This window comes from Pseudonocardia sediminis, from assembly GCF_004217185.1.
In the GTDB taxonomy this organism is placed as follows: Bacteria; Actinomycetota; Actinomycetes; order Mycobacteriales; family Pseudonocardiaceae; genus Pseudonocardia; species Pseudonocardia sediminis.
This window is the reverse complement of sequence record NZ_SHKL01000001.1, coordinates 4,267,010-4,289,316: the sequence shown is the minus strand read 5'-3', so window position 1 is coordinate 4,289,316 and position 22,307 is coordinate 4,267,010. Positions and strand designations below refer to the sequence as shown.

Sequence of the window (22,307 nt, the reverse complement as noted above, 5' to 3'; positions counted from 1 at the left end):
TCCCTCTGCGCGGGAGTCAACTCCGGTAGAGCACGCGCAATTTTCTGCGCTGCTTCCTTAAGGCGCTCGGCTCTGAAGTCGCGGCGGGTGGCCGCCAGTTCTGGACTGTCAGGCGTGTGACGGCTCTGCGCGGCGATTGTCGCGCGCCACTTGCGCTGCTCTGGTGTCACGCCACATCACCGCCGAGCGCGGTGGAGCACGAGATCAGTGGTGTTCGATTCAGCAACCCGGACACAGGTCGACCCTTCGGTCTAGTCCGGGGGCACGAACCGAGGGTTCGCCGATGGCACTTGCTTCGGCGGGATGACGCAAGGCGACCAGCGCTCGCGACGTCCTCTGCACTCACGTTAGCAGCCCAGAGCGGACGACGACTACATCCCATCACCTGCGGTCGGGAGGGAAGAACCACCGTGCCCCCCGATCAGTCAGCCATGATTGAGCACCGGCTAAGCCGTTGGCCTCGGTCGCAGCGAGAAGTCCTGTGACGCTCGCTCGAACAGATGGCCAGGACTCAGGGTCGATGAACAGAACTGTTTCCCCGCCCGTGTCCGACTCTGCGATCTCCTCATCGCTCCGGTGAGCGCCGATTCCGGCCCAGTCTCGCAAGCCGCGTGACCAGGTGAATTGTTTCCGGCCTCGGCTCACCTGCTCGTAGTCGAACCATCGTTCCAAGTCGTCGGCGTTGCCTGTCTGGAGTCCGTCGCGGAGTACCTGGAACAGGGTTCGGTTTCCGCATCGCCCTTCCTTTGTGGACTGTCCGACGACCTCGGCGGCGATCTTGTTGAAGTACCTGGCGATCTCGTCGGCGCTGCCTTCGTGCATCTGCACTGGCCTGACGTCGAGTCCGCCCCGGTCGGCTACGGCGGTGAACGCCTTTCGGTTGAGCGCGCGTTCCCAGCGTGTCCACCAGCGGCCGGCCAGCTCGTCCAACATCTCTGGCGACGTCGGCGAATCCAGGATCACCAAGGCGTGCAGGTGGACGTGCCATCCGGACGTCTCGCCGTAGGTCACTTCGACGCATCGAGCCCAGCCAACGATGCCGAACTGTCCCTGCTCGGCCACGTAGTGCTTTCCGCTAGTGACCTTGGACCAGGCGTAGGAGAGGGCATCCCAGCAGGCGCGGAGGGAGTGAGATCGGTTGTGCCGCAATGTCATCGTGATCATTGCTGCGGCGCCGTTGTGCTCGGCTGCGGCCTTGACGACCTGGCGCAGATCCTCGGCGCGCTCACCGGCGATCTTCCGCGCACAGACCGGGCAACTCCACGTCGAGCCACACGACTGCAGCCCCGACAGTCCAGCTCGTCGGCTCGCACCATCTCCACTCAGGCGCAGGCCCGGAGCACCGACACCCGCGTGTGTGTACCGACCGCAGTGCCGAACCCGCGTCAGCGTGCTCAGCTCCCACAACCTGCTCCGAAGCTGATACGCGACGTCTCGCCGCTCCCGTCGTCTGGCCGCCTGACCTGCGGGGGAAGGAAGAGGCGCCTTCGTTACCAAGGGCGCTGCGGCGCCTTCGGCGCCGCGCGCCACCATCCTCTTATCTTCGCCCCGGCTGGTGGCGCGGGCCTCGTCTCGCATCTCCATGGTCACTGGCGATCTCCCTGCCCGCCGGTGATGGCCTGGACGTAGGCGGCGTAGTCGAGGTACGGGCTGCGGAACCGGGTGAGTGGCTGGCCCGGGCAGGTCAGCAGTGCGACGCCGGCCACCGCTGTGGCGTGGTCCGTGGTGGCGTCCGAGGCGTCCGGGTGGAGCATCCGGAGGCCCTCGGTGGAGTCGATGCGCCAGGACACGCGGTGCGAGGCCTGGGCTCTGGTGTAGCCGTCGACGAGTGCGACGTCGGCGCGCTGGACCATGATCAGCAGCCGGATTCCGGCTTTCCTGCCCTCCGACGCCAGCCGGGAAAGGAGAGAGCGGGCCGTCTCCTTCGCCTTCTTGTCGTGGTGCTCGAGCAGACGCAGCGTCCCGGCCCATTCCTCGAGCACGACGAGCACGAGCGGTGTGGCCGGATCGGTCAGGTCGACCGAGTCGCGACCGAGCGGGAGATGCGCGATCCGGTAGTCCATGACGTCGACCAGGTCGGCCAAGACGGTCACGTGGGCCTGGTGGTCTGCGGTGCCGAGTGCCGGCGGTGGGACAGGCGGTCCGGTGTCGCCCGGTGGTTCCTCGGCCCACTCAGGGGGAGGGGGCAGGCGGTCCGGCTCGACGGTCCAGGGACCGAGGAGGAGGCCGGTGGGGTCGCTGCCGGTCACGATGACGTCGGCCGCGGTGCGCAGCTGGGCCAGGAGCGCGTAACCGGCCATGCTCTTGCCGCTGCCGGAGCTGCCCTGCCAGACGACGTGTGCGCCGCGCGCCAGGTCCAGAAGGACGACGTCACCGGACTCGGACAACCCGAGGGCTGGGGGAGTGTCGACGACGGAGCGGATCGGCCGGAACGGTGCAACGAGCTCGGCGAGCGGGTCCTCCCGTAGGAGGGTCACGACCACGTGGTGGTGGCCGCGTTGCTCGACGCGGATCGCTGCGGCGCCCATGCCCTCGGCGAGCCGGCGCGCCACGGCCGTGACATCCATGCGGAGCTGGCCAGGGAGGAGTTTCACGACCAGGACGCTGGGAGGCCCGAGGGTGACGTCGACGATCTGCGGTGTGGTGATCGTCGGGCCGGTCACGGTGTCGATGCGCTGGATGAGGTCACTGCCTTCACAGACGCGGCGCCAACGCTCGACGAGTTGGTCCACCTCGGCCGCGCCGGCCATCTCCTCGGCATGGTCGGCGCGGCCCTGAGCGGTGAGGCGGTTCATCACGCCGCCGGGTTCTGCTGGTGCTGCTTCCCGGACTCGATGCCGTCTGCCTTCATCGACAGCGCGACCCGGCCGGTGCCCTGCATGACGTAGGGCGTGGCGACGAGGTTGACGAAGCGGACCGGCTTCCATTTTTCCGTGTGCGGCTCGTCGCGGGTGGAGATCTTGACGGCCACGACCTCGGCCCGCTCGGACTCGTCGTCGTCGACCAAGACGTCCACGACCCAGACCGGGACGCCGTTCTCGTCCTTGGCCTGCTCGCCGGAGCGCTTCCGGGAGCCGTCAGACAGCTCGACGTACTCGGCGCGGGCAGCGGCCTTTCCGGTGCCGATGAAGTTGACCTTGCTGGTGTCAACGGGGATGGAGCGCATGGGTGTGCCTTTCGAGACAGCAGTCCACGGCGCCGGTTGGCGGCGTGGTGTTGCGGTTCTGCTGTCCCGACCCCGGCCGACGGTTCTAGCCGAGCTGCGTCAGGTAAAGGACGCCCGTTCGGGCGCCGCTGCGCGGTCGCTGCGCGATCCTTGACCTGCCACACCACGGCCAGAGATCGGCCAGTGTCGAAACAGCGGGGAGGTGCGCGGCCAACGAAGGGCCTGTGTGCACCTCGCGCTCAGTGCCGCAGGTCAGCGGCGAGCGATCAGAAAGTCGGTGCGTGCCATTCCGGCGCGGTCAACCGACGTGAAGAGGTGTAGCACGCCCGCACTGACATTCCGGGTGCTGGCGCTGGTGTTCACTCGGGCCGAGGGCACGCCGGCCGACGCGGGGTGACGGCTGGACACGATCGGCGCAGGGGTCCCGATCATCTGGCGCTGGCCATTGCCTCGACCATGACGTCGATCCATCGGACCAGGGCGTCGTGGAGCTGGTGCACGTCGCGGCCGGTGTGACCAAGCATGGACGTGATCAGCGTGGCGGCCCGGTCGATCGGGTCCGCTGCGGCGCCAGCGGCGAGGTCCGCGTGATTGATCAGGACCTGCGCGAGCTGCCGGGCCTCGATGATCGTCAGATCCAGGCCGTCCGTCTTGTGAGCGCGCAACCACACTTGAGGTGTAGGCGTCGACTCGATGACCGTACTGGTGCCGCCGAGTCCGAAGAACTGGTGCGTCGAGACATCTACCTGTTGGACCGGAGCGTCGTTGTTGCTCACAATCACCGACGAAGTCACCGACTGGTGCATCACTGACTCCTGATCGGAGTGGCACTCACCGTCCATGAAGCACCATTCACGGTGGTGCATGTGCTCTGGGGATTCCGCGACGGCGGCGGTCTCACTACGCTGGCTCACGGGCCACGACCTCTCACTAGGTCTTCGGTCAAGTCCCCCGCTGGTGCTCCAACACCAGACGTGGGGGCGTCACCAAACAGGTGTGTCACCTCAGCTGTCTGGCTTGCCGAAGCCGGTGGCGGTCTTCGCTCGCAGCGTGTTGTCGCCGATCCCGACCGCGCAGGACAGGCGCGTCGTCTCGGCGACGTCGTGGCGGATGCGGTTGGCGAGGGCGTGCGGGTCGGCGTCGGTGCCGACGAACGCCTCGTCCCAGCCGATCACCTCGACCGGCTTTCCGGTGGCCCGCAGCACGTCCATGACCTCGTCCGAGGCGACCTCGTAGGCCTCCTTGTCCGACGGCAGGAACACCGCGTCCGGGATCCGGCGCCGGGCCAGGCGCATCGGCGTCCCGGACCCGACGCCGAGCTCACGGGCCTCGTAGGACGCCGTCGCGACGACGGCCCGCTCGTCCGGCGCGCCGGTCCCGCCGACGACGACCGGTCGCCCGGCGAGCTCGGGGCGGCGCAGGATCTCGACCGCGGCGATGAACTGGTCGAGGTCGACGTGCAGGATCCAGCGCGGCACGAGAGCAGCGTAAGCGGAACGAGCATCCGCGCGAGGAGCGTAGGCGGAACGAGCATCCGCGCCGAGGAGCGCAGGCGGAACGAGCAGCAGTGCCGGGTGGCTACGGGCCGGCCGGGGGCCCGCTGCGCAGGACGGCGGCGACCCAGCGCGTCGACGAGCGGTCGGTGCAGCTGGCCAGCAGCTCCGCCTGCTCACGGGCGGCGCCGTCGTCGCGGCGGTTCTCGAACTCGGCGCGCAGCGCGTCCGGGTCGGTGACCTGCTCGCCGGGCAGCACCGTCGCCGGGCCGGCCAGCGCGAGCTGGGCGACGAGCAGCCGGAAGGCGCGGAACCCGAGCACCCGCATGCCGGGGGAGAGGACCTGCCAGGCCGCGTCCGGGTCGTGCGGGCCGACCGCCAGCGACGCGACCGAGATGACGCCGCCGTCGAGCAGCGCCCAGGCGTCGACGGCCGGCAGGTGCGGATCCCGGGTCGACGCGCAGGGGAGGTCGTGACCGGCCAGCCAGCGGCGCAGGCGCGGCCGGACGTCCCACCGGACGTCGAAGATGCCGGCCCCGAGGTTCGAGACGGTCAGGACGTCGTTCCAGGCGGGCCCGTCGCGCAGCCCTCCGACGTCGCCGATGTCGGTCTGGATCGCCATGAGGGCCCCCCGGAGCCACGCGGATCTCGTCCGATCCGGACGGAACGCCGAACACGGGTTGACATCCGTGTGGGGATCGGAGTCCCAGGATACGGCGTTGCGGGGCCCCGGACAGTGCGGAGAGCTGTCATGTACCCGGCCGGATGACGTCGTGATCGTGAACGGTCCCGCCGAGTGGTCGGTTCCCTGCGCCGACCTGCAGTTATTCACTCTCCGTGGTCTCGATCATCATTAGTGAGGGAGTACGTGACACGATCGTGCTACTCCGCCGGGAGCGGTAACGAGGCAGGATGTCCCCAGCGATCCACAGATGACGACAGCGTGGAGGCGACATGGACAGCCAGTACGACACCGCACCGGCCGCGAACCCCGGGATGATCCCGGCTGCGCGGACACCGGTGCAGGGCCTGGAGTCGCTGCCCGGTGGTCGCGGGATCGCCGACGCCGAGCGTGGCCGTGTACTGGTCCGCTACGCGCGGCTGATGCGCAGCGGCCGCCCGGAGGTCTGCCGTCCCGGCCGGCGCGAGCTGGAGGGCGACCCGCGGATCCAGGCCGTCGGCAGCGACGGCAAGGTCATCTACCCGGACCGGGACGCGGCCGAGTCCTCGGCGCGCGAGCTGGAGCACCTCGGGAGCCGTCCGCAGCGGGCGTACCTGTGCCGCCGCTCGAAGCGCGGGCACTTCCACCTGACCACCGACCTCGTCGTCGAGCGTCGTCGCGAGTCCCTCGGGAGCGTCATCCCGCAGCAGCGCTCGGCGGGCTGAGCACTTCTCGGACCCCCGCGCGCATGAACGTGATGCGCGACACAAAATGATCGTCTACGGTGGTTGTGGCGGCCGTCACTACGGCTGCGCGCAGATCGTCGTCCCGGCTCCGTCCGGGCGGCCCCGTCCCACCACCTGCGAGGTCATGCCGTGAACCCCCACCTTCTCCAGGAACGCGTCGCGTCGGTGTCCGAGACCGTCGAGGGGACCGCGCTGTCCCGCCTCGCCGCGCACAAGGCCACCGCGGACGCCTGCCGCGAGCGGGCGCGCGAACGCCGCGGTGAGCTCGACCGCGCGCTCGCCGGCGCCGAGGACACGCGCAGTGCGCTGGACCTGATGCTGGAGCTGGACGCCCTGGAGCGCGTGCAGGACAAGATCGACCACCGGCTGGCCGACCTCTGCGACTCGCTCAGCGAGCCGCGCACCCAGCGCTACGGGGACGCCCTGCCTGCGTGAGGACGCCGGGGCGGTGACGGGCACGGCCCCACCCGCACACGGCCCCGCCGCGTGATTCGATGGCCGCCACGCCATCGAAGGGAGCGCACGTGCGCGCTGTGCAGGTCGTCGAGCTGGAAGGACCGTCCTCGGTCCGGGTCAACGACATCGAGCCCCCGACGCGGGAGGACGGTCACGTCCTCATCGACGTCGCCGCGGCCGGCGTCAACTTCCCGGACCTGTTGCTGACCAAGGGTCTCTACCAGTACAAGCCGGACCCGCCGTTCACCCTCGGTTCCGAGTGCGCGGGCACCGTGCGTGAGGTCGGCGAGGGCAGCCGGTACTCGGTCGGGGACCGGGTCGTCGCGTTCACGATGTCCGGGGTGTTCGCCGAGACGGTGTCGGTGCCGGAGTGGGCGGTGCTGCCGCTGCCCGACGAGGTGGAGTTCGCGGCCGGTGCCTGCCTGCCGATGAACTACCTGACCGCGCACTTCACGCTGGTCACCCGGGGTGAGCTCAAGGAGGGCCAGACCGTCCTGGTGCACGGCGCGGCCGGCGGCGTGGGCACCGCGGTGGTCCAGCTCGCCGCCGCGCTCGGGGCGCGGGTGATCGGGGTCGTCTCGACCGAGGCCAAGGCCGAGGCCGCCCGGCGCGCCGGAGCGCACGAGACCGTGCTCGCCGAGGGGTTCAAGGACGCGGTCAAGGAGCTCACCGGCGGTGCCGGCGTCGACGCCGTCGTCGACCCGGTCGGCGGCGACCGGTTCACCGACTCGCTGCGCAGCCTCGCCCCGCTGGGCAAGCTCCTGGTCGTCGGGTTCACCGCGGGCGACATCCCGACCGTCAAGGTCAACCGGCTGCTGCTCAACAACATCGACGTCCGCGGCGTCGGGTGGGGCGCGTTCGCGCTGCCCCGCGAGGGCTTCGTCGCCCACGAGTGGGACGAGCTGACCCCGCACATCGTCTCCGGCGCGCTGGACCCGCTGATCAGCGAGCGCTTCCCGCTGGAGAAGGCCTCCGACGCGCTGTCGCGGATCGACGACCGGGTCGTCACCGGCAAGGTCGTCCTGGAGGTCTAGGCCGACCCCGGGTCTCTCCGGCGCGACCTCAGCCGGTCGGTTCGAGGTCGCGCCGCAGGGCCGGACGGGGGAGTGGTGTCGCCGGAGCGGACCCGTCCGACCCGGCCTGCGGCGAGCTCGACGAGGTCCGCTGGACGGGTGCCTGCCCCTCGGTTCCTCTGTCGGCAGCGCCACGGCGGTTGCGGTGCGCCACCGCCCGTCCGGGCTGTCCCGTCTGGGCAAGAGCGTGCAGTGCCATGCCGCGGTGGCTCGCGACGTCGCAGCGGCGCAGGAAGCGATCCAGCTCGTGCGCGGCGTCGGCCGGGCGGCGGGACTCGGCCCACGCCGTCAGCTCGGCCTCGGCGACCTCGGTGCGGACGCCGGACAGGCGCACGCAGACGTACTCGATGTCCTCGTCGGCGAGCTCGCCCGGGGCGGGCACGTGCATGCCCTGCTCGACGAGGTGCTGGTGCACCGCCCAGAGGCCCATCGGGGTCAGCGTGACCACCGTCGGGTCCGGGTCCTCGCGCTGGGCCAGCTCGACCAGGCCGTCGAGCTCGTCGGAGTCCAGGGTCTCGCCCAGCTCGATCGCGCCGAGCAGCTCCATCGCGTCCAGCAGCGCGGTGACGTCGCGGCGCCAGAGCCGCTGCTCGACGTCCCCGGCGAGGTCGTCGACGACGCAGCCGCAGTCGGCGTTGACGGTGTCGCGCACGAGCCGGTGGAAGCGCTCCAGCGGGATCGGGCCGCCGCCGGCGGCGTAGAGGCTGACCCACAGCATGGGGAACGCCTGCGCCAGCGACATCCCGAACAGTGACGGGGCGCCGAAGACGTCGGTGCCGCCGAGATTGTCGCCGAGGCGCCCGACGGACTCGAACACCCGCTGCCACAGCTCGATCGGCCGGTTCAGCACCGGAGCGGCGCTCTTCACCGGCAGCAGCCGCCCGCGGACCGGGCGCACCAGCCGGGCCGCGCGGGCCCAGCGCAGCAGCAACGAGACCTCGGGCAGGTCGTCGCTGGTGCGGGCCTTCTCGCGGTAGATGTGGTCCAGCTCGAGGTGCCGGGCCAGGTCGAGCGCGTCGGCCCGGTTCAGGCGCCCGTCCGAGGTGAGGCGGCGACCGGCCCGGACCCAGCGCGTCAGCTTGCGCAGCTGGTCCAGCGCGACGCTCTGCTCGGCGGCGCGGACCAGCGTGGCCGCACCGGGCAGCAGCACCGGCGGAAGCTCGGGGGTCGGGTCGGTGCGCGCGGGGGCGTCGGCGTCGCGGCGCATGATCTCGGCCAGGGCGTGCCGGTCGACGTCGGCCTCGCCGGAGCCGGCCCGGTTCAGGAAGCGCTGGACCGCCGACGGGTCGGCCGGGTCCACGCCGTGGCGGTGCAGCTGCACGCCCCAGAACTTGCCGAGGTCGTAGTTGCGCTCGTCGGCGATGCCGTCGTGCAGGGCGGGAGTGGAGTGGCGCACCTGCTCGTGCAGCGCGTCGGGGGAGTCCGACTGCGGGTCGAGCCAGTCGTGCGCGGCCAGGAAGTCGATCAGGGCGTGGAACGCGGGCGGGACGTCGTCGGGCTCGAGCACGGTGACCTTGCGCGGGAACCACATGCCCAGCGCGTCGGCGACGTGCGAGCGGGCCCAGCGGCCCAGGCGACGGTCGCGGGCGTACTTGTAGTCGACGGCCGCCGCGACCAGGGCGATGTCGACCTCGACCCGGTGGCGCCGGGCCCAGACGTGGAACTGCTCGAGTAGTCCGTTCCGGGCCTCGGCGTACCCCTGGTCGTCCCCGGGGGTGAACACGAGACGCATTCGGCCCACTGTGTCAGGTCCCTCCGTGATCTCGGGTCCGAGGGGGCCGATCCTCACGCCACGCCGTGCGTGCGATCATCACCGACCCTCTCGCGGGGTGCTGCCCGGTGTCGTGTCCCGGGGCTCCTCTCCTCAACGACCGTGACCGCCGCGGGTCACACCTGTCACCTCCACCGGATCGGTGGATCCTGTCCCGCCGTTACGCCCCGGTGGGACGAGAACGGCCGGGCGTGGTCTCCCCGCGCCCGGCCGTCGTCGGTCGTGAGACCGGGACTCAGTCCCCGGCCACCGGAGCCCGTCCGGGCTTGTCCGGGGCCTCCCCCTCGGCCTTGGCCGCCTTCTCGTCGGTGGTCTCCGCGGGCGGAGCCTCCTCGGCGAAGGCGTCGCCGGGCTCGGTCATGGTGTAGCCGGGGCCGGTGCCCGGGCCGTTCCCCGGACCGTTGCCGTTGCCGTTCCCGTTGCCGCCGGACGACTCCCGGGCGTCCTCCGGGAAGGCGCGCACCCGGAGGTAGAAGTCGTGGCCGTGGCGCTCGGTGGCGTAGTCGACGGCCTGCTCGATGACCTCGGCGCCCTTCTCGTCGCGCAGCATCATCGGGTCCCGCCGCAGGTCCTTCGCCAGGGCGAAGCACAGCAGGACCATGATCACGACGAACGGTGCGGCGATCAGGATCGTCAGGTTCTGGATGCCCGACAGGGCGTCCTCACCCCCGGTGACCAGCATCAGCACGGCCACCGCGCCCATCACCGAGCCCCAAAAGATGACGATCCACTTGCTGGGCTCGATGGTGCCGCGCTGCGACAGCGTGCCCATGACGATCGACGCCGCGTCCGCACCGGAGACGAAGAAGATGCCGACCAGCGCCATCACCAGCAGGCCGGTGAACGTGGCGAGCGGGTACTGCTGCAGCACCTGGAACAGCTGCACGTTGGAGTCCTCGGAGAACTGCGCACCACCCTGGGCCTGCGTGATCGCGGTGCCGCCGAAGATGCAGAACCAGACGAGGCTGACCAGGCTCGGCGCGAGGATCACGCCGCCGACGAACTCGCGGATCGTGCGGCCCCGGCTGATCCGGGCCAGGAACATGCCGACGAACGGGGTCCAGGAGATCCACCACGCCCAGTAGAAGATCGTCCAGGAGCTGAGCCAGTCGAGCATCGGCGCGCCGCCGGTGGCCTCGGTGCGGCCGACCATCTCGAAGAAGTCGGAGAAGTACGCGCCGATCGAGGTCGGGATCAGGTCGAGGATGATCACCGTCGGGCCGACGACGAACACGAACAGCGCCAGCAGCCCGGCCAGCACCATGTTGATGTTCGACAGCCACTGGATGCCCTTGGCCACGCCGGACACCGCGGAGAGGATGAACGCCGCGGTGAGCACCACGATGATGATCGCCAGGACGGCCGGTCCCGGCTGCGAGTCGGTGATCCCGGTGGTCTGCATGCCGCCGGCGATCTGGAACGCACCCAGGCCCAGCGAGGCGGCCGAGCCGAACAGGGTGGCGAAGATGGCCAGGATGTCGATCGCCTTGCCGATCGCGCCCTCGGCGGCCCGCTTACCGATGAGCGGGATGAACGCCTGGCTGATCAGCTGACGACGGCCCTTGCGGAACGTCGAGTAGGCGATGGCCAGGCCGACGACGGCGTAGATCGCCCACGGGTGCAGCGTCCAGTGGAACAGCGAGGTCGCCATCGCGACCTGCATGGCCTCGGTGGAACCGGGCTGCGCCGCACCCGGCGGGACGGACGTGGTGAAGAACGACAGCGGCTCGTTCACGCCGAAGAACATCAGGCCGATGCCCATGCCGGCCGAGAACATCATCGCGATCCAGGACACCGTCCGGAACTCGGGCTGCTCGGCGTCGGTGCCCAGGCGGATCTTGCCGAAGCGGCTGAACGCGAGCCAGAGCGCGAAGACCACGAACCCGGTCGCGGCCAGGATGAAGCCCCATCCGCCGCCGCGGATCAGGCCCTCGAGCAGGACGCTGACCGTCGACGACAGCGACTCGCTGCCGAACAGGCCCCAGAGCAGGAAGACGAGGACGAGTGCGGCACCGACCCCGAAGATCGTCCAGTCGGTGCGTGAGCGGCCGCTCCCACCGTCCGGTGCGGGCTCCGCGGCCCTGTGGTGTGGCTCAGTCTGTGTCATGGCTGGATACGCCCCATCGGGCGTTCCCCCCTCCCCGGTCACTGTTCACAAAGAAAGCGCGCATTGTCCGAAGAGTGTAGGTAAATTTCTTCGCCTTGTCGCCGTGATGGGCGGATCGTCCGATTATTCGTGCAGGTCAGGGGCCTGTCGACAAAGGTGACGATTCGGTCTCGACCGCCTCGTCAGTGATCTTGCCAACCGTTCGGGTCCACGCCGCCCGGGACCGGCGCCGCCGGGTCGTAGGGGGTCCGCGTGAAGACGAAGGTCGCCAGGTTCAGCGAGGTGTCGCTGAGGCGCAACGTCTCTCCCGCGAAGTAGCCGTCGAGCCCGACCCACGTCCCGTCCGGCCCGGGCCGGAACCGTGAGGACCGTCCGGGCCGCCCCAGACCGCCCAGGTGCAGCATCCCGCCGGGCACCGCGCGCAGGACGTACGGCGACGGGCCCCAGAACCACGGACCGAGGAGCTCGGCCGGAACCGGCGACGCCTCGGGGCGCCAGGGCTCGACGATCCGGGGCTCGGCCGCGCGCACGTCGGCCAGCATCGCCGCCGGCAGCCCACCGTCCAGGCCGGAGGTCGTGTTGCCCATGGCCAGCGCGCCGGTCCGCTCCTCGCGGTCGACCCAGAGCCCGGCCAGGAACCCGGGCATCGACCCGCCGTGCCCGACCAGCGTGACCCCCTCGGAGGGACGCATGACCTGCACCCCGAGCCCGTAGGCCATCCAGCCGGGGTTCGAGGAGTCGACCCCGGCGGGCAGCGTCATCTCCTCGACCGTCGCCTCCGCGAGCACGTCGCCGGTGTCGCCGAGCAGGAACGCGCCGAGCCGGGCCAGATCGGTCGCGGTCGCCCAGAGCTGCCCGGCGGGGGCCATCACCCCGGCGTCGTGCTCGGGCTCGACGAGCACCGTCTCGGCCCACGGGTGCACGGCGTACCCCTGCGCCGCCGACCCCTCCGGACGCGGCGTCGTGCGGGTCATGCCGAGGAGGAGGAGCACCTCGTCGCGGGCGACCTCGGCCCAGGCGCGTCCGCGGGAGCGGGCGACGAGCTCGCCGAGCAGGCCGAACCCGAGGTTGGAGTAGTGGAAGCGCCGCGCCGCGGGCAGCACCCGGTCGGCCTCGGTGAGGCCGAGCTCCTCGAGCGTCCCGCCGGGGGTGCGCTCCCACCAGCCGCCGGGGCTCTCCGACCCGGCGCCGCCCAGGTGCGCGAGCAGCTGGCCGATCGTGCGGTCGCCGACCGGGGTGCCGGGCAGGTGCCGGTCCAGGGCGTCGTCGAGGTCGAGCAGGCCCTCGTCGCGCAGCCGCAGCACCGTCACCGCGGTGATGGTCTTGCTGATCGACCCCAGGCGGTACTGGACGTCGGTGTGCGGCTCGGTCAGGTCACCGCGCCCGGTGGACCAGGCGAGGCCACCGTCCCGGATCAGTCCCGCGACCAGCGACGGGACGCGCCCGTCGCGCTGGGCGCGGGCGACGCGGGCGAGCAGGGTGCGGGCGGTGGAGGGGAGCGGTTCGGCCACGGGAGCCCACGCTAGTACCCGATCACTCCGGGGCCGGGCGCAGGACGATGTCGGCGTAGGAGGTGAGGCGGCGGTCCCCGGTCCCGGCCGGGGTGGGTGCGGCGAGTGCGTCGGCGGCGACGAGCGGGCCCAGCTCCAGTCCGGTCAGCTCGCCGATCCGGGCCACCGGGACCTGGAAGGTCCGGTAGGGCCCGAGCGGTGGCGGGTCGCCCTCGGCCCGCCCGGTGACGTCGCCGACCTGGGCGGTCTGGTCGAGCAGGTACCCCGTCGTGCCGAGCACCCCGCCGGTGACGAACGCGCCGATCTTCCAGAACCGCAGCGGGATCGCCAGCCCGCGGTAGACGGGGTCGGCGTCGTCGAGGACCGGGCCGGTGAACACGACGAGCCTGCGGTCGTTGTCGCCGGCGTTGTCGAGCAGGTAGTCCTCCAGGCCCGCCCACAGCTCCTTGTCCTGGTTGAAGTCCGCGGCCTGCGGGGCGGCGTTGGTGAAGCAGAACGTGTCGGTGTTGGCCTGCTCCGCCTCGGCCGGGGTCCCCCAGACGGGGTCGTTGCGGCGGACCAGGTGACCCCGGTCGAGGTCGTTGTCGGCGTAGATCTCCTCGCCGGCCTGTTGGTCGGCGGGGATCCGTTCGTCGAGACGCCAGTCGTCCTCGCGTTCCACGCTGCGCAGCGTGGCCCCGTCGATCCCGACGGCGGTCGCGGCGGCCAGGCGCCGGTCGGGGCGGTGCAGCGTGGAGAAGTGGGTGTAGGTCAGCGGGACCGTCGTGGTGCCGGGCAGTGTGGGCATCGGCGTCGTGACGCCGAGGAAGTCCGGGTTGAAGCCGGCGGGTGCGGGGGAGCTCACCCGACGACCGTAGGACGTCGGGGGTGAACACCCGGCGTCGTCACGGCGACGTCTCGTCGGCCCCCGCCAGCCGGTGCAGCAGCGGCGCCGTCCGGAACCCGACGAGCGAGCGCATGACCAGCGACGTCGTCGTGCGCTCGACGCCGTCGGTGGCCAGGAGCTGCCCGGCGATCCGGTAGAGGTCGTCGGTGTCGGTGGCCACGACATGCACCAGCAGGTCCTCCTCGCCGGACATGCCGTGCACCTCCAGCACCTCCGGGACCCGGTCCAGCGCCGCCGCGACCGAGGCCAGCTCGCGCTGCACGACCCGCACCGTCACGAACGCGGTCAATGGGTAGCCCAGCGCGGCGGGGTCGATGCGCCGCTCGAACGTGCCCAGCACGCCGCGCTGCTCGAGCCGGGCCAGGCGGGCCTGGACGGTGTTGCGGGAGAGGCCGATCCGGTCGGCGAGGGCGAGGACGGTGGCGCGTGGGTGCTCGGTGAGCGCGAGCAGCAGCTGCGCGTCGTGGGCGTCGAGATCGGTGTGCACTCTGCGCGCTCCCGTCGTGGTCGGAGCGGGGTGGACCGGGCAGTCTGCACGGTCGCGGCGGCTCCGCTTGTGCACCGATCTTCGTGATGGTGTGCTGATCGGGCAACCTGCGTACGTCGCCGCGTACGTCGCCGAGACGGAGGAGTCACGACGATGAGCACCGCCGCCACCACGACCGAGCTCGACGTCCTGCGCGAGGTCGAGCGGCGGGTGCTGTGGCTCTCGACGGCGATCATCGACCACGCGAACCGCAACCGGAAGGACCCGAGCGGGCTCAAGATCGGCGGGCACCAGGCGTCGAGCGCGTCGCTGGCCACGATCATGACGGCGCTGTGGTTCTCCCACCTGGGCTCCGGCGACCGGGTCTCGGTCAAGCCGCACGCCTCGCCGGTGCTGCACGCCATCAACTACCTGCTCGGCGAGCTGGACGAGAAGTACCTGACGACGCTGCGCGAGTTCGGCGGGCTGCAGAGCTACCCGTCGCGGTCGAAGGACCCGGACCCGGTCGACTACTCCACCGGCTCGGTGGGGATCGGGGCGACCGCGCCGATCTGGGGTGCGCTGGCCCGGCGCTACGTGTCGTCGCGGTTCGGTGGCGTGAGCGCGGGGCGGCAGTACTCGCTGGTCGGGGACGCGGAGCTGGACGAGGGCGCGGTCTGGGAGGCGATCCTGGACCCGATGGTCTCCGAGCTGGGCGAGGTCGTCTGGATCGTCGACCTGAACCGGCAGAGCCTCGACCGGGTCGTGCCGAACATCGGCGCCCCGCGGATCGAGGGGATGTTCGCCGCCGCGGGCTGGCAGGTGCTGACGGTCAAGTACGGGCACCTGCTGCACGAGCTGTTCGACCGGCCCGGCGGTGACGCGCTGCGCACCCGGATCGACGGCATGCAGAACCCGGAGTACCAGCGGCTGCTGCGCTGCGACGCCGCGGAGGTGCGCGACCGCCTGCCGGGCACCGAGAGCAGCGACAGCGGAACGAGCATCGGCAGAGACGAGAAGCTCGCCGAGCTCGTGTCGGGGCTGGACGACGAGACGCTGCTCGCCGCCGTCCGGAACCTGGGCGGGCACGACATCGCCGCGCTCGGCGACGCTTTCGGCGAGATCGACGACACCCGGCCCACGGTGATCCTGGCCTACACGGTGAAGGGCTACGGCCTGGCCACGGCCGGGCACCCGCAGAACCACGGCTCGCTGCTCACCGAGCCGCAGATGCAGCAGCTCTCCGCCGACGTCGGCGTGTCCCTCGACGACCCGTGGCAGCGCTTCGCCCCGGACTCCGACGCCGGGCGGCTGTGCGCCGACACCGCGCAGCGGCTGACCCGCCCGCCGAACGGCACCGGAGAGGTCGCGGCGCTGCCGACCGACATCGGGCGCACCCCGAGCGGGCGCGCCACCACCCAGGCCGCGCTCGGCCGGGCCCTGCTCGACCTGACGCGAGAGGCCCCGGAGGCGTCGTCGCGGGTGGTGACGCTGTGCCCGGACGTGTCGTCGTCGACGAACCTCGGCGGCTGGGTGAACAAGGTCGGCGTCTGGTCGACCGCCGAGCGCAAGGACTGGTTCGACGACGATCCGGAGACGATCCTGCACTGGCGTGAGCGCCCCACCGGCCAGCACCTGGAGCTGGGTATCGCCGAGGGCAACCTGGTCGGTGCGCTCGGCGAGCTCGGCGCCACGTGGTCGCGCTGGGGCCAGCCGCTGCTGCCGATCGGGGTGCTCTACGACCCGTTCGTCGAGCGGGCGCTGGAGCCGTGGTCGTTCGGGATCTACGCCGGTGGGCAGTCGATCCTGGTCGGCACGCCGTCCGGGGTGTCGCTGGCCGCGGAGGGCGGGGCGCACCAGTCGATCACCACGCCCTCGGTGGGGCTGGAGCAGCCGGGCTGCGTGACCTACGAGCCGGCGTTCGCGATCGACGTCGAGTGGACGCTGCTGGCCTCGCTGGCCCGGCTCGGGCGCCCGGACGGGACGTCGGCCTACCTGCGCCTGTCCACCCGGCCGGTGGAGCAGGCCCTCGCCGCGATCCCGTCGGATCCCGCCGCGCGGGAGCGCCGCCGCAAGCAGGTCGTGGCCGGGGCGTACCCGATCCGCCGTGCGTCCGGCGAGCGTCCGGACCTGACGATCGCGGTGATGGGCGCGATGGTCACCGAGGCGCTCACCGCCGCGGACCGCCTGGCCGAGCAGGGGACGTCGGCCGACGTCGTCGTCGTGACCAGCCCGGGCCTGCTCTTCGACGCCGTGCAGGCCCGCGCCGGGCGCCCGGTGCCCGGACCGGCGCAGGAGTGGGTGCTCGACGCCGCGTTCCCGGCGCGGCGGGCGTCGCCGCTGGTCACGCTGCTCGACGGGCACCCGCACACGCTCGCGTTCCTGGGCGGGGTCAACCAGGTCCGGGCCACGCACCTGGGCGTGACGCGGTTCGGGCAGTCCGGCGACCTCGCCTCGGTCTACCGCCACCACGGCATCGACGCCGACGCCGTCGTCTCGGCGGCGCTTGATCTGCTGTAGGACGCCTGCCCGGCCTCAGGTCGTGCGCGGATATCGCTGCCAGGGCAGTGATATCCGCGCACGGGCCGGAGGCCCTATGCCGGGGGCTCGTGCGGCGGGTCGTCGGTCTCGGGCTTGCCCTGCGCGGAGTCGGACAGGAACTTCTCGAACTCCGCGGCCAGCTCGTCGCCGCTGGGCAGCTCGCCGCCCAGGCCCTGGCCGAGCCCGCCGTCCTCGCGGGCGGCGATCACCTGGTCGTACTGCTCCTCCAGCGCCGAGACGATCTGCCCGACCTCCTCGGACTCGCCGACCTGCTCGGCGATCTCCTTCTCCGCCTGCTCGGCGGCCTTCGAGAGCTCCTCGGTCGGGAGGTAGAGCCCGGCCGCGAGACCGGCGTGGTCGAGCAGGATCCGTGCGGCCTGCGGGTAGGCCGAGCGCGCCAGGTAGTGCGGCACGTGCACGGCGAAGCCCATCGCGTCCTGCCCGGCCTGGCCGAGCCGGTACTCCAGCAGCGCCGACGCGCTGCCCGGCACCTCCGCGGTGGTGAACCACGGCGTGTGGTCGGAGACGAGCTCGGTGCGGGTGGCGTGCGCGGTCACCCCGATCGGACGGGTGTGCGGCGCCGCCATCGGGATGCCGCCGAGGGTGATCACCAGACGGATCCCGAACTCCTCGACCAGCAGGCCGACGGCGGCGACGAACCGCTCCCACTGGGTGTCCGGCTCCGGGCCGGACAGCAGCAGGTAACCGGTGTCGCCGGTGTCGGTGAGCGCGACGACGTCGAGCGCGGGCGGGGTGTAGCCGGCCCAGTGGTCGGTCTCGAAGCGCAGCGGCGGGCGGCGTGAGCGGTAGTCCACGAGCTGGTCGATGTCGAAGCGGGCGACCGGGACGGCCTCGCGGCCCTCCTTGAGCGCCTCCACGGCGAGCGCGCCCGCGTTGCCCGCGTCGACGAACCCGTCGAGCACCACCACCAGGACCGGCTCGGGCAGGTGCGGGGCGTCCGGGTCCACCTCGTAGAGCTGAGCGGGGTCGAGCACCACGTACCTCCGTGCGTTGCGGACGCGGGAGGGCTGCTCCCGCCCGCCGTGATTGTGGTCGTCTCGCGAGCCACGGCGTCACCCGACCCTAGGCCCTGGCGAGAGTCTCCGATGGACATCACAGAGTGAGGCGCCCCGCAGAATCCCCGTGACCGGCGCCGGCCGGGCGATGATGAGGCCCCTATGCCGCCGTCACGTCGCGCTTATCTCGTCTGGTCCGCCGGTCTGCTCGCCTACCTCGTGGGCGTCATGCAACGCAGCTCGTTCGGCGTCGCCGGCCTCGACGCCGCCGACCGCTTCGGTGCCGCCCCGGCGGTGCTCTCCGGGTTCATCGTGCTGCAGCTGCTGGTCTACGCCGCGCTGCAGGTTCCGGTCGGACTGCTGCTCGACCGCTTCGGCGCGCGCCGGCTCGTGCTCGTCGGGGCGCTGACGATGGCGATCGCCCAGGTCATGCTCGCGCTGGCGACGTCGTTGCCGCTGGCGATCGCGGCGCGGGTGCTGGTCGGCGTCGGGGACGCGCTGACGTTCATCAGCGTGCTCTCGGTCGTCTCGGCCTGGTTCCCGGCGCGGCGGGTGCCGCTGATGACGCAGCTGACGGCGCTGCTCGGTCAGCTCGGGCAGGTGCTCTCGGCGATCCCGCTGGCCACGGTGCTGCACGGCGCCGGGTGGACGCCGGCGTTCCTGTCCGCGGCCGCGCTCGGCGTCGTCGCCGCGGTGGCGGTCACCGCGGTGTTCGCCGACCGCCCGCCGGGTGCCCCGGCCCCGGGACCGGCCGCCGGCCCGCGCGAGGTGATCGACGGGCTGAAGGCCTCCTGGCGCGAACCCGGCACCCGCCTGGGCCTGTGGACCCACGCCGGGACCCAGTTCTCCGGGATGGTGTTCTCCCTGCTCTGGGGCGTGCCGTACCTCGTGGCCGGGCAGGGGATGTCCCCGACGGCGGCGAGCGTCCTGCTGACCGTGCTGGTCGGGGCCGGAGCGGTGGCCGGGCCGCTGTTCGGGGAGTTCACCGCGCGGCACCCGCTGCGCCGGTCCTGGCTGGTGCTCGGCGTGATCGCGGTGACGGCCGGAGCCTGGACGGCGGTGCTGCTGCTCCCGCCGCCGGCGCCGCTGTGGCTGCTGGTGCTGCTCGTGATCGTCCTGGCCTGCAACGGGCCGTGCTCGGCGGTCGGGTTCGACTACGCACGCACGTTCAACCCCGGGCACCGGCGGGGGACCGCGGTCGGGATCGTGAACGTCGGAGGGTTCACCGCGTCGCTGCTGGTCACGCTCGGGGTCGGCGCGGTGCTGGGCCTGCTCGGCGGTTTCACCCCGGAGGCGTTCCGGGCGGCCTGGACGGTGCAGTACCCGATCTGGGCGCTGGCCACGGTCGGCGTTCTCGTCGCCCGGGTGCGGGCGCGGCGGTCGCTGGCCGCCGAGGGCGTGGTCGTGCCGCCGCTGCGCGAGGCCCTGTCCCGGGAGCGCCGCCGGAAGGTCGCCGGCCGCTGATCCGCCGGTGGTCCCTTCGACGATCGCCCGGGCGATCCCCCGGATGGATCACTCGATAGTGAGAACGGATACCGTTACCGTCGTAGTCGAACAGTGACGGAGGGCAAGCGGTGCGGATCGCGTTCGTGGGCAAGGGCGGCAGCGGGAAGACGACGACGGCGGCGATGTTCGCCCGGCACGTCGCCGGTACCGGGGCGCCCGTGCTCGGCATCGACGCGGACATCAACCAGCACCTCGGCGTCGCGCTGGGGGCCGACCCGGACGTCACGCCCCCGCCGTCGCTGGCCGGGGACATGGCCTGGCTCAAGGACCACGTGCGCGGCGACAACCCGCGGATCGGCTCCGCCGCCGAGATGATCAAGACGACGCCGCCCGGGCCGGGCTCGCGGATGCTGGGCCTCGCCCCGGACGACGCGGTGCTGCAGCGCCTCTCGCGCGTCGAGGGCGACGTCCGCTACCTGGTGACCGGCGAGTTCACCGAGTCCGACATCGGCGTCGCCTGCTACCACTCCAAGACCGGTGCGGTGGAGCTCTACCTCAACCACCTCGTCGACGGGCCCGGCGAGTACGTCGTGGTCGACATGACCGCCGGTGCCGACGCGTTCGCCTCCGGACTGTTCACCCGCTTCGACCTGACGGTGCTGGTCTGCGAGCCGACCCGGCGCGGCGTCGGGGTGTACCAGCAGTACGCCGAGCACGCGGCCGCGCACGACGTCGCGCTGCGTGTGCTCGGCAACAAGATCGCTCCGGGAGCGGAGGGCGTCGAGGACGTCGAGTACCTGCGCTCCGAGGTCGGCGACGCGATGGTCGGGTGGCTCGGGCAGTCGTCCTGGGTGCGTGCCGCCGAGCGCGGCCGGGCCCGCCCGGTCTCCGAGCTGGAGCCGGAGAACGCCGCCACCTGCGACGTCCTGCTCGCCGACCTCGACGCCCGCACCCGCGACTGGGCCGCCTACCACCGCGACACGGTCGCGTTCCACCTGCGCAACGCGCACTCCTGGGCCAACCGCGCCACCGGCGTCGACCTCGCCGAACAGGTCGACCCGGACTTCGTCCCGGGGCTCGTCGAGTCCCGCGCCTGAGCCGCCCCACCGACCAGGAGGTCCACCATGTCCCTCGACGTCCCCACCGCGGTCATCGACGCCGCACAGCGCCGCGAGATGGACGACGAGCAGTTCGTCGCCGTCGTCCGTGACTCCCTGCCGTACGCCTGGACGGTCGTCTCGGCCGCGGCCGCCGACCGGACCGACCGCCCGGACGCGGCGTTCGGCGAGCACGAGGTCCCGCCGCCGTCCGAGGCCGAGCGCGGGCAGCTGCTGCGCGCCCTGGCCAGCAACGCGATCCGCGGGGCCCTGGAGCGGCACTTCGGCGTCGTGCTGGCGTTCCAGAACTGCCACCGCGTCGCGGCGTTCGCGCCGGCCGCGGTGGACTCGGAGATCTACCGCGAGTTCATCTCGCCGCGCGGTCAGGTGCTCAACCAGACCCCGGAGCTGCGCGACTGCTGACCCCGTACCGACGACGACGGCCCGGTCTCACCCAGGGGGACCGGGCCGTCGTCGTTCGTGCGTGACTACTCGGCGAGCAGCCGGTAGATCGACTTGCGGGCCTCGGTGATCGAGGCCGTCGCCGTCGCGATCTGCTCGGGCGTGCCGGCGGACATCACCTGCTGGGCCGCGGCGTGCAGCTGGCCGAGCTCCTGCCAGAGCAGCACGGCCGGGTCGTCGTCGGTCTCGGCGTCGAAGGACGCCCACACGGCGTCGAGCTCCTCGCGGTGCTCGGCGACGTAGGCGGTGCCGGAGTCGGTCAGGTGCACGACGCGTCGGCCCTCGGTCTTCTCGACCCGGACCAGTCCCTCGTCCTCGAGCTGCGACAGCGTCGGGTAGACCGAGCCGGGGCTCGGCTTCCACTGACCGCCGGAGCGCTCGGTGATCTCCTGGATGATCTCATAGCCGTGCCGGGGGTTCTCGGCGACGACGGCGAGGACGGCCGCGCGGACGTCACCGCGGTTCGTGCGCCGCCCGCCGCGCCGGCCGAAGCCGCGCGGGGGACCGGGCGGGAAACCGGGGCCGAAGGGGCCGGGCGGGATGCCCGGGCCGAAGCCTCCGGGGCCACCGCGGCCACGGCCGTGCGGGCCGCCCCTACGGTGACCACGACCACGGGGACCGCGCCGGTTGTCGTCGTCGGGACCCTCGCTCATCGCTTCTCCTGCCGTCATCCCCGCCGTCATCCCCGCCGCCATCGCAGCCTCGCCGAGCGCTGCTGCCATCGCCGCGAACGGCGGACGGCCCCTGCGGCCTCCGCGACCGCGTCCGTACTGGTGGGGTCCGTGCTGGTGGGGGCCGTGCGGTCCCCGTGCGGGACCGTCTTCCCATGGTGTGTTCATGGAGTTCATGAACGTACTCCTCTCGTGGTGAGCCTCCCTCGTCGATCGGCTCGCGTGACATCACGATATATCGCGACTGCTCACGATGCAACCACGACTTTTCGTGGGGAAACCGTCCGTCTCCCGTGCCGGGGGTACGGATCCGGCGTTCAATGGACGGTGGGTGGGACGGCGCCGGTGCCGGCCCCGGGTACGGGGAGGTGCGCGGTGGCCGGTCGGCACAGCGAGGAGGACGTGGTCGTCGAGGACGGTCACCACGTCATCGACGTCACGGACCTGTCGCCGGGGGAGATCCGGGCGCGGGTGGAGGACCTCCAGGACGACCACGTCGTGCAGGTCGAGCAGGCGCGCGACGACCTGTCGGAGAGCATCGACCGGTTCGTCGAGGGACTGGCGGCGCTGCGCGCCCGGCTGGTGGCGAAGGCGCGCGCCGCCGCCCCGTACGCGGCCGGCGCGGCCGGCGTCGGCGTGACGACCCTGCTGGTCGTGGACGCGCGCCGGAGCCGTACCCGCCGGCGACAGCGGCGTGCGGAGCGCGCGAGACGCCGTTGACGTCCGGGGCGTGCCGCG

At 72.0% G+C, this 22,307-nt stretch carries 20 protein-coding genes and 1 pseudogene; 8 read left to right on the top strand and 13 right to left on the bottom strand.

Translation table 11 applies throughout. The features are described 5' to 3' along the window. Nucleotides 1–381: 381 nt before the first annotated feature. The 6 genes and pseudogenes from EV383_RS19850 to EV383_RS19825 form a co-directional block, all read right to left on the bottom strand. Nucleotides 382–1,584: a protein rep gene (locus EV383_RS19850; protein WP_242623492.1), complete on the bottom strand. Its 1,203-nt coding sequence runs from the start codon at nt 1,582–1,584 to the stop codon at nt 382–384. 2 nt (nt 1,585–1,586) lie between these two features. Next, nucleotides 1,587–2,795, bottom strand: a complete 1,209-nt coding sequence (locus EV383_RS19845) for a hypothetical protein (protein ID WP_130291297.1) — start codon at nt 2,793–2,795, stop codon at nt 1,587–1,589. Further along, the gene (locus tag EV383_RS19840; RefSeq protein WP_130291296.1) at nt 2,795–3,166 is read right to left on the bottom strand and encodes a hypothetical protein; all 372 of its coding nucleotides are present in this window, start codon (nt 3,164–3,166) and stop codon (nt 2,795–2,797) included. The genes EV383_RS19845 and EV383_RS19840 overlap by 1 nt, the downstream gene beginning before the upstream one ends. Nucleotides 3,167–3,594: 428 nt before the next feature. Continuing rightward, entirely contained in the window at nt 3,595–4,080 is a 486-nt protein-coding gene (locus EV383_RS19835; protein ID WP_130291295.1) for a hypothetical protein, read from the bottom strand. 99 nt (nt 4,081–4,179) lie between these two features. Next, nucleotides 4,180–4,644: pseudogene (locus tag EV383_RS19830) on the bottom strand (Y-family DNA polymerase); the annotation flags it as partial. 100 nt (nt 4,645–4,744) lie between these two features. Beyond that, the gene (locus EV383_RS19825) at nt 4,745–5,281 is read right to left on the bottom strand and encodes a hypothetical protein (RefSeq protein ID WP_130291293.1); all 537 of its coding nucleotides are present in this window, start codon (nt 5,279–5,281) and stop codon (nt 4,745–4,747) included. 332 nt (nt 5,282–5,613) lie between these two features. On the opposite strand from EV383_RS19825, the gene EV383_RS19820 reads away from it, so the two are divergent. The 3 genes from EV383_RS19820 to EV383_RS19810 all read left to right on the top strand — a co-directional run bounded on the left by EV383_RS19820 (nt 5,614) and on the right by EV383_RS19810 (nt 7,556). Further along, on the top strand, nt 5,614–6,045 hold the full coding sequence (locus tag EV383_RS19820; protein ID WP_130291292.1) for a hypothetical protein: 432 nt from the start codon (nt 5,614–5,616) through the stop codon (nt 6,043–6,045). A 150-nt stretch (nt 6,046–6,195) separates the two neighbouring features. Continuing rightward, the gene (locus EV383_RS19815) at nt 6,196–6,501 is read left to right on the top strand and encodes a hypothetical protein (protein ID WP_130291291.1); all 306 of its coding nucleotides are present in this window, start codon (nt 6,196–6,198) and stop codon (nt 6,499–6,501) included. Between the two features lie 89 nt (nt 6,502–6,590). Then, on the top strand, nt 6,591–7,556 hold the full coding sequence (locus EV383_RS19810) for an NADPH:quinone oxidoreductase family protein (RefSeq protein WP_165438409.1): 966 nt from the start codon (nt 6,591–6,593) through the stop codon (nt 7,554–7,556). Nucleotides 7,557–7,584: 28 nt separating this feature from the next. On the opposite strand, the gene EV383_RS19805 is transcribed toward EV383_RS19810, so the two are convergent. The 5 genes from EV383_RS19805 to EV383_RS19785 all read right to left on the bottom strand — a co-directional run bounded on the left by EV383_RS19805 (nt 7,585) and on the right by EV383_RS19785 (nt 14,357). Continuing rightward, the gene (locus EV383_RS19805) at nt 7,585–9,327 is read right to left on the bottom strand and encodes a hypothetical protein (RefSeq protein ID WP_130291289.1); all 1,743 of its coding nucleotides are present in this window, start codon (nt 9,325–9,327) and stop codon (nt 7,585–7,587) included. Between the two features lie 274 nt (nt 9,328–9,601). Next, on the bottom strand, nt 9,602–11,473 hold the full coding sequence (locus tag EV383_RS19800) for a BCCT family transporter (protein ID WP_130291288.1): 1,872 nt from the start codon (nt 11,471–11,473) through the stop codon (nt 9,602–9,604). A 182-nt stretch (nt 11,474–11,655) separates the two neighbouring features. Continuing rightward, nucleotides 11,656–12,984: a serine hydrolase domain-containing protein gene (locus tag EV383_RS19795; RefSeq protein WP_130291287.1), complete on the bottom strand. Its 1,329-nt coding sequence runs from the start codon at nt 12,982–12,984 to the stop codon at nt 11,656–11,658. Nucleotides 12,985–13,006: 22 nt separating this feature from the next. After that, nucleotides 13,007–13,828 (bottom strand): DNA/RNA non-specific endonuclease, encoded by an 822-nt coding sequence (locus tag EV383_RS19790; protein ID WP_207223591.1) that lies wholly within the window; start codon nt 13,826–13,828, stop codon nt 13,007–13,009. A 40-nt stretch (nt 13,829–13,868) separates the two neighbouring features. Further along, entirely contained in the window at nt 13,869–14,357 is a 489-nt protein-coding gene (locus tag EV383_RS19785) for an Lrp/AsnC family transcriptional regulator (protein ID WP_130291286.1), read from the bottom strand. 153 nt (nt 14,358–14,510) lie between these two features. Here EV383_RS19785 and EV383_RS19780 point away from each other — a divergent pair, with 153 nt between their 5' ends. Then, nucleotides 14,511–16,856: a transketolase-like TK C-terminal-containing protein gene (locus EV383_RS19780; protein ID WP_130291285.1), complete on the top strand. Its 2,346-nt coding sequence runs from the start codon at nt 14,511–14,513 to the stop codon at nt 16,854–16,856. 74 nt (nt 16,857–16,930) lie between these two features. On the opposite strand, the gene EV383_RS19775 is transcribed toward EV383_RS19780, so the two are convergent. Next, the gene (locus EV383_RS19775) at nt 16,931–17,875 is read right to left on the bottom strand and encodes a proteasome assembly chaperone family protein (protein WP_207223590.1); all 945 of its coding nucleotides are present in this window, start codon (nt 17,873–17,875) and stop codon (nt 16,931–16,933) included. Between the two features lie 180 nt (nt 17,876–18,055). On the opposite strand from EV383_RS19775, the gene EV383_RS19770 reads away from it, so the two are divergent. From EV383_RS19770 to EV383_RS19760, 3 genes are all read left to right on the top strand, one after another. Continuing rightward, complete coding sequence (locus tag EV383_RS19770) at nt 18,056–19,357, top strand: MFS transporter (RefSeq protein WP_130291283.1); 1,302 nt, start codon at nt 18,056–18,058, stop codon at nt 19,355–19,357. Nucleotides 19,358–19,467: 110 nt separating this feature from the next. Continuing rightward, on the top strand, nt 19,468–20,436 hold the full coding sequence (locus EV383_RS19765; protein WP_130291282.1) for an ATP-binding protein: 969 nt from the start codon (nt 19,468–19,470) through the stop codon (nt 20,434–20,436). Between the two features lie 27 nt (nt 20,437–20,463). Next, the gene (locus EV383_RS19760) at nt 20,464–20,859 is read left to right on the top strand and encodes an SCO5389 family protein (RefSeq protein WP_130291281.1); all 396 of its coding nucleotides are present in this window, start codon (nt 20,464–20,466) and stop codon (nt 20,857–20,859) included. A gap of 65 nt (nt 20,860–20,924) precedes the next feature. On the opposite strand, the gene EV383_RS19755 is transcribed toward EV383_RS19760, so the two are convergent. Further along, nucleotides 20,925–21,551 (bottom strand): PadR family transcriptional regulator, encoded by a 627-nt coding sequence (locus tag EV383_RS19755; RefSeq protein ID WP_207223589.1) that lies wholly within the window; start codon nt 21,549–21,551, stop codon nt 20,925–20,927. 393 nt (nt 21,552–21,944) lie between these two features. On the opposite strand from EV383_RS19755, the gene EV383_RS19750 reads away from it, so the two are divergent. Then, on the top strand, nt 21,945–22,289 hold the full coding sequence (locus EV383_RS19750; protein ID WP_130291280.1) for a hypothetical protein: 345 nt from the start codon (nt 21,945–21,947) through the stop codon (nt 22,287–22,289). Nucleotides 22,290–22,307: the final 18 nt, after the last annotated feature.

Bases quoted from the DNA above. Each gene is read 5' to 3' on its own strand.
- EV383_RS19760 (WP_130291281.1), top strand. From the start codon at position 20,464: ATGTCCCTCGACGTCCCCACCGCGGTCATCGACGCCGCACAGCGCCGC.
- EV383_RS19845 (WP_130291297.1), bottom strand. From the start codon at position 2,795: ATGAACCGCCTCACCGCTCAGGGCCGCGCCGACCATGCCGAGGAGATG.
- EV383_RS19820 (WP_130291292.1), top strand. From the start codon at position 5,614: ATGGACAGCCAGTACGACACCGCACCGGCCGCGAACCCCGGGATGATC.
- EV383_RS19780 (WP_130291285.1), top strand. From the start codon at position 14,511: ATGAGCACCGCCGCCACCACGACCGAGCTCGACGTCCTGCGCGAGGTC.
- EV383_RS19755 (WP_207223589.1), bottom strand. From the start codon at position 21,551: ATGAGCGAGGGTCCCGACGACGACAACCGGCGCGGTCCCCGTGGTCGT.
- EV383_RS19805 (WP_130291289.1), bottom strand. From the start codon at position 9,327: ATGCGTCTCGTGTTCACCCCCGGGGACGACCAGGGGTACGCCGAGGCC.
- EV383_RS19825 (WP_130291293.1), bottom strand. From the start codon at position 5,281: ATGGCGATCCAGACCGACATCGGCGACGTCGGAGGGCTGCGCGACGGG.
- EV383_RS19800 (WP_130291288.1), bottom strand. From the start codon at position 11,473: ATGACACAGACTGAGCCACACCACAGGGCCGCGGAGCCCGCACCGGAC.
- EV383_RS19840 (WP_130291296.1), bottom strand. From the start codon at position 3,166: ATGCGCTCCATCCCCGTTGACACCAGCAAGGTCAACTTCATCGGCACC.
- EV383_RS19770 (WP_130291283.1), top strand. From the start codon at position 18,056: ATGCCGCCGTCACGTCGCGCTTATCTCGTCTGGTCCGCCGGTCTGCTC.
- EV383_RS19850 (WP_242623492.1), bottom strand. From the start codon at position 1,584: ATGGAGATGCGAGACGAGGCCCGCGCCACCAGCCGGGGCGAAGATAAG.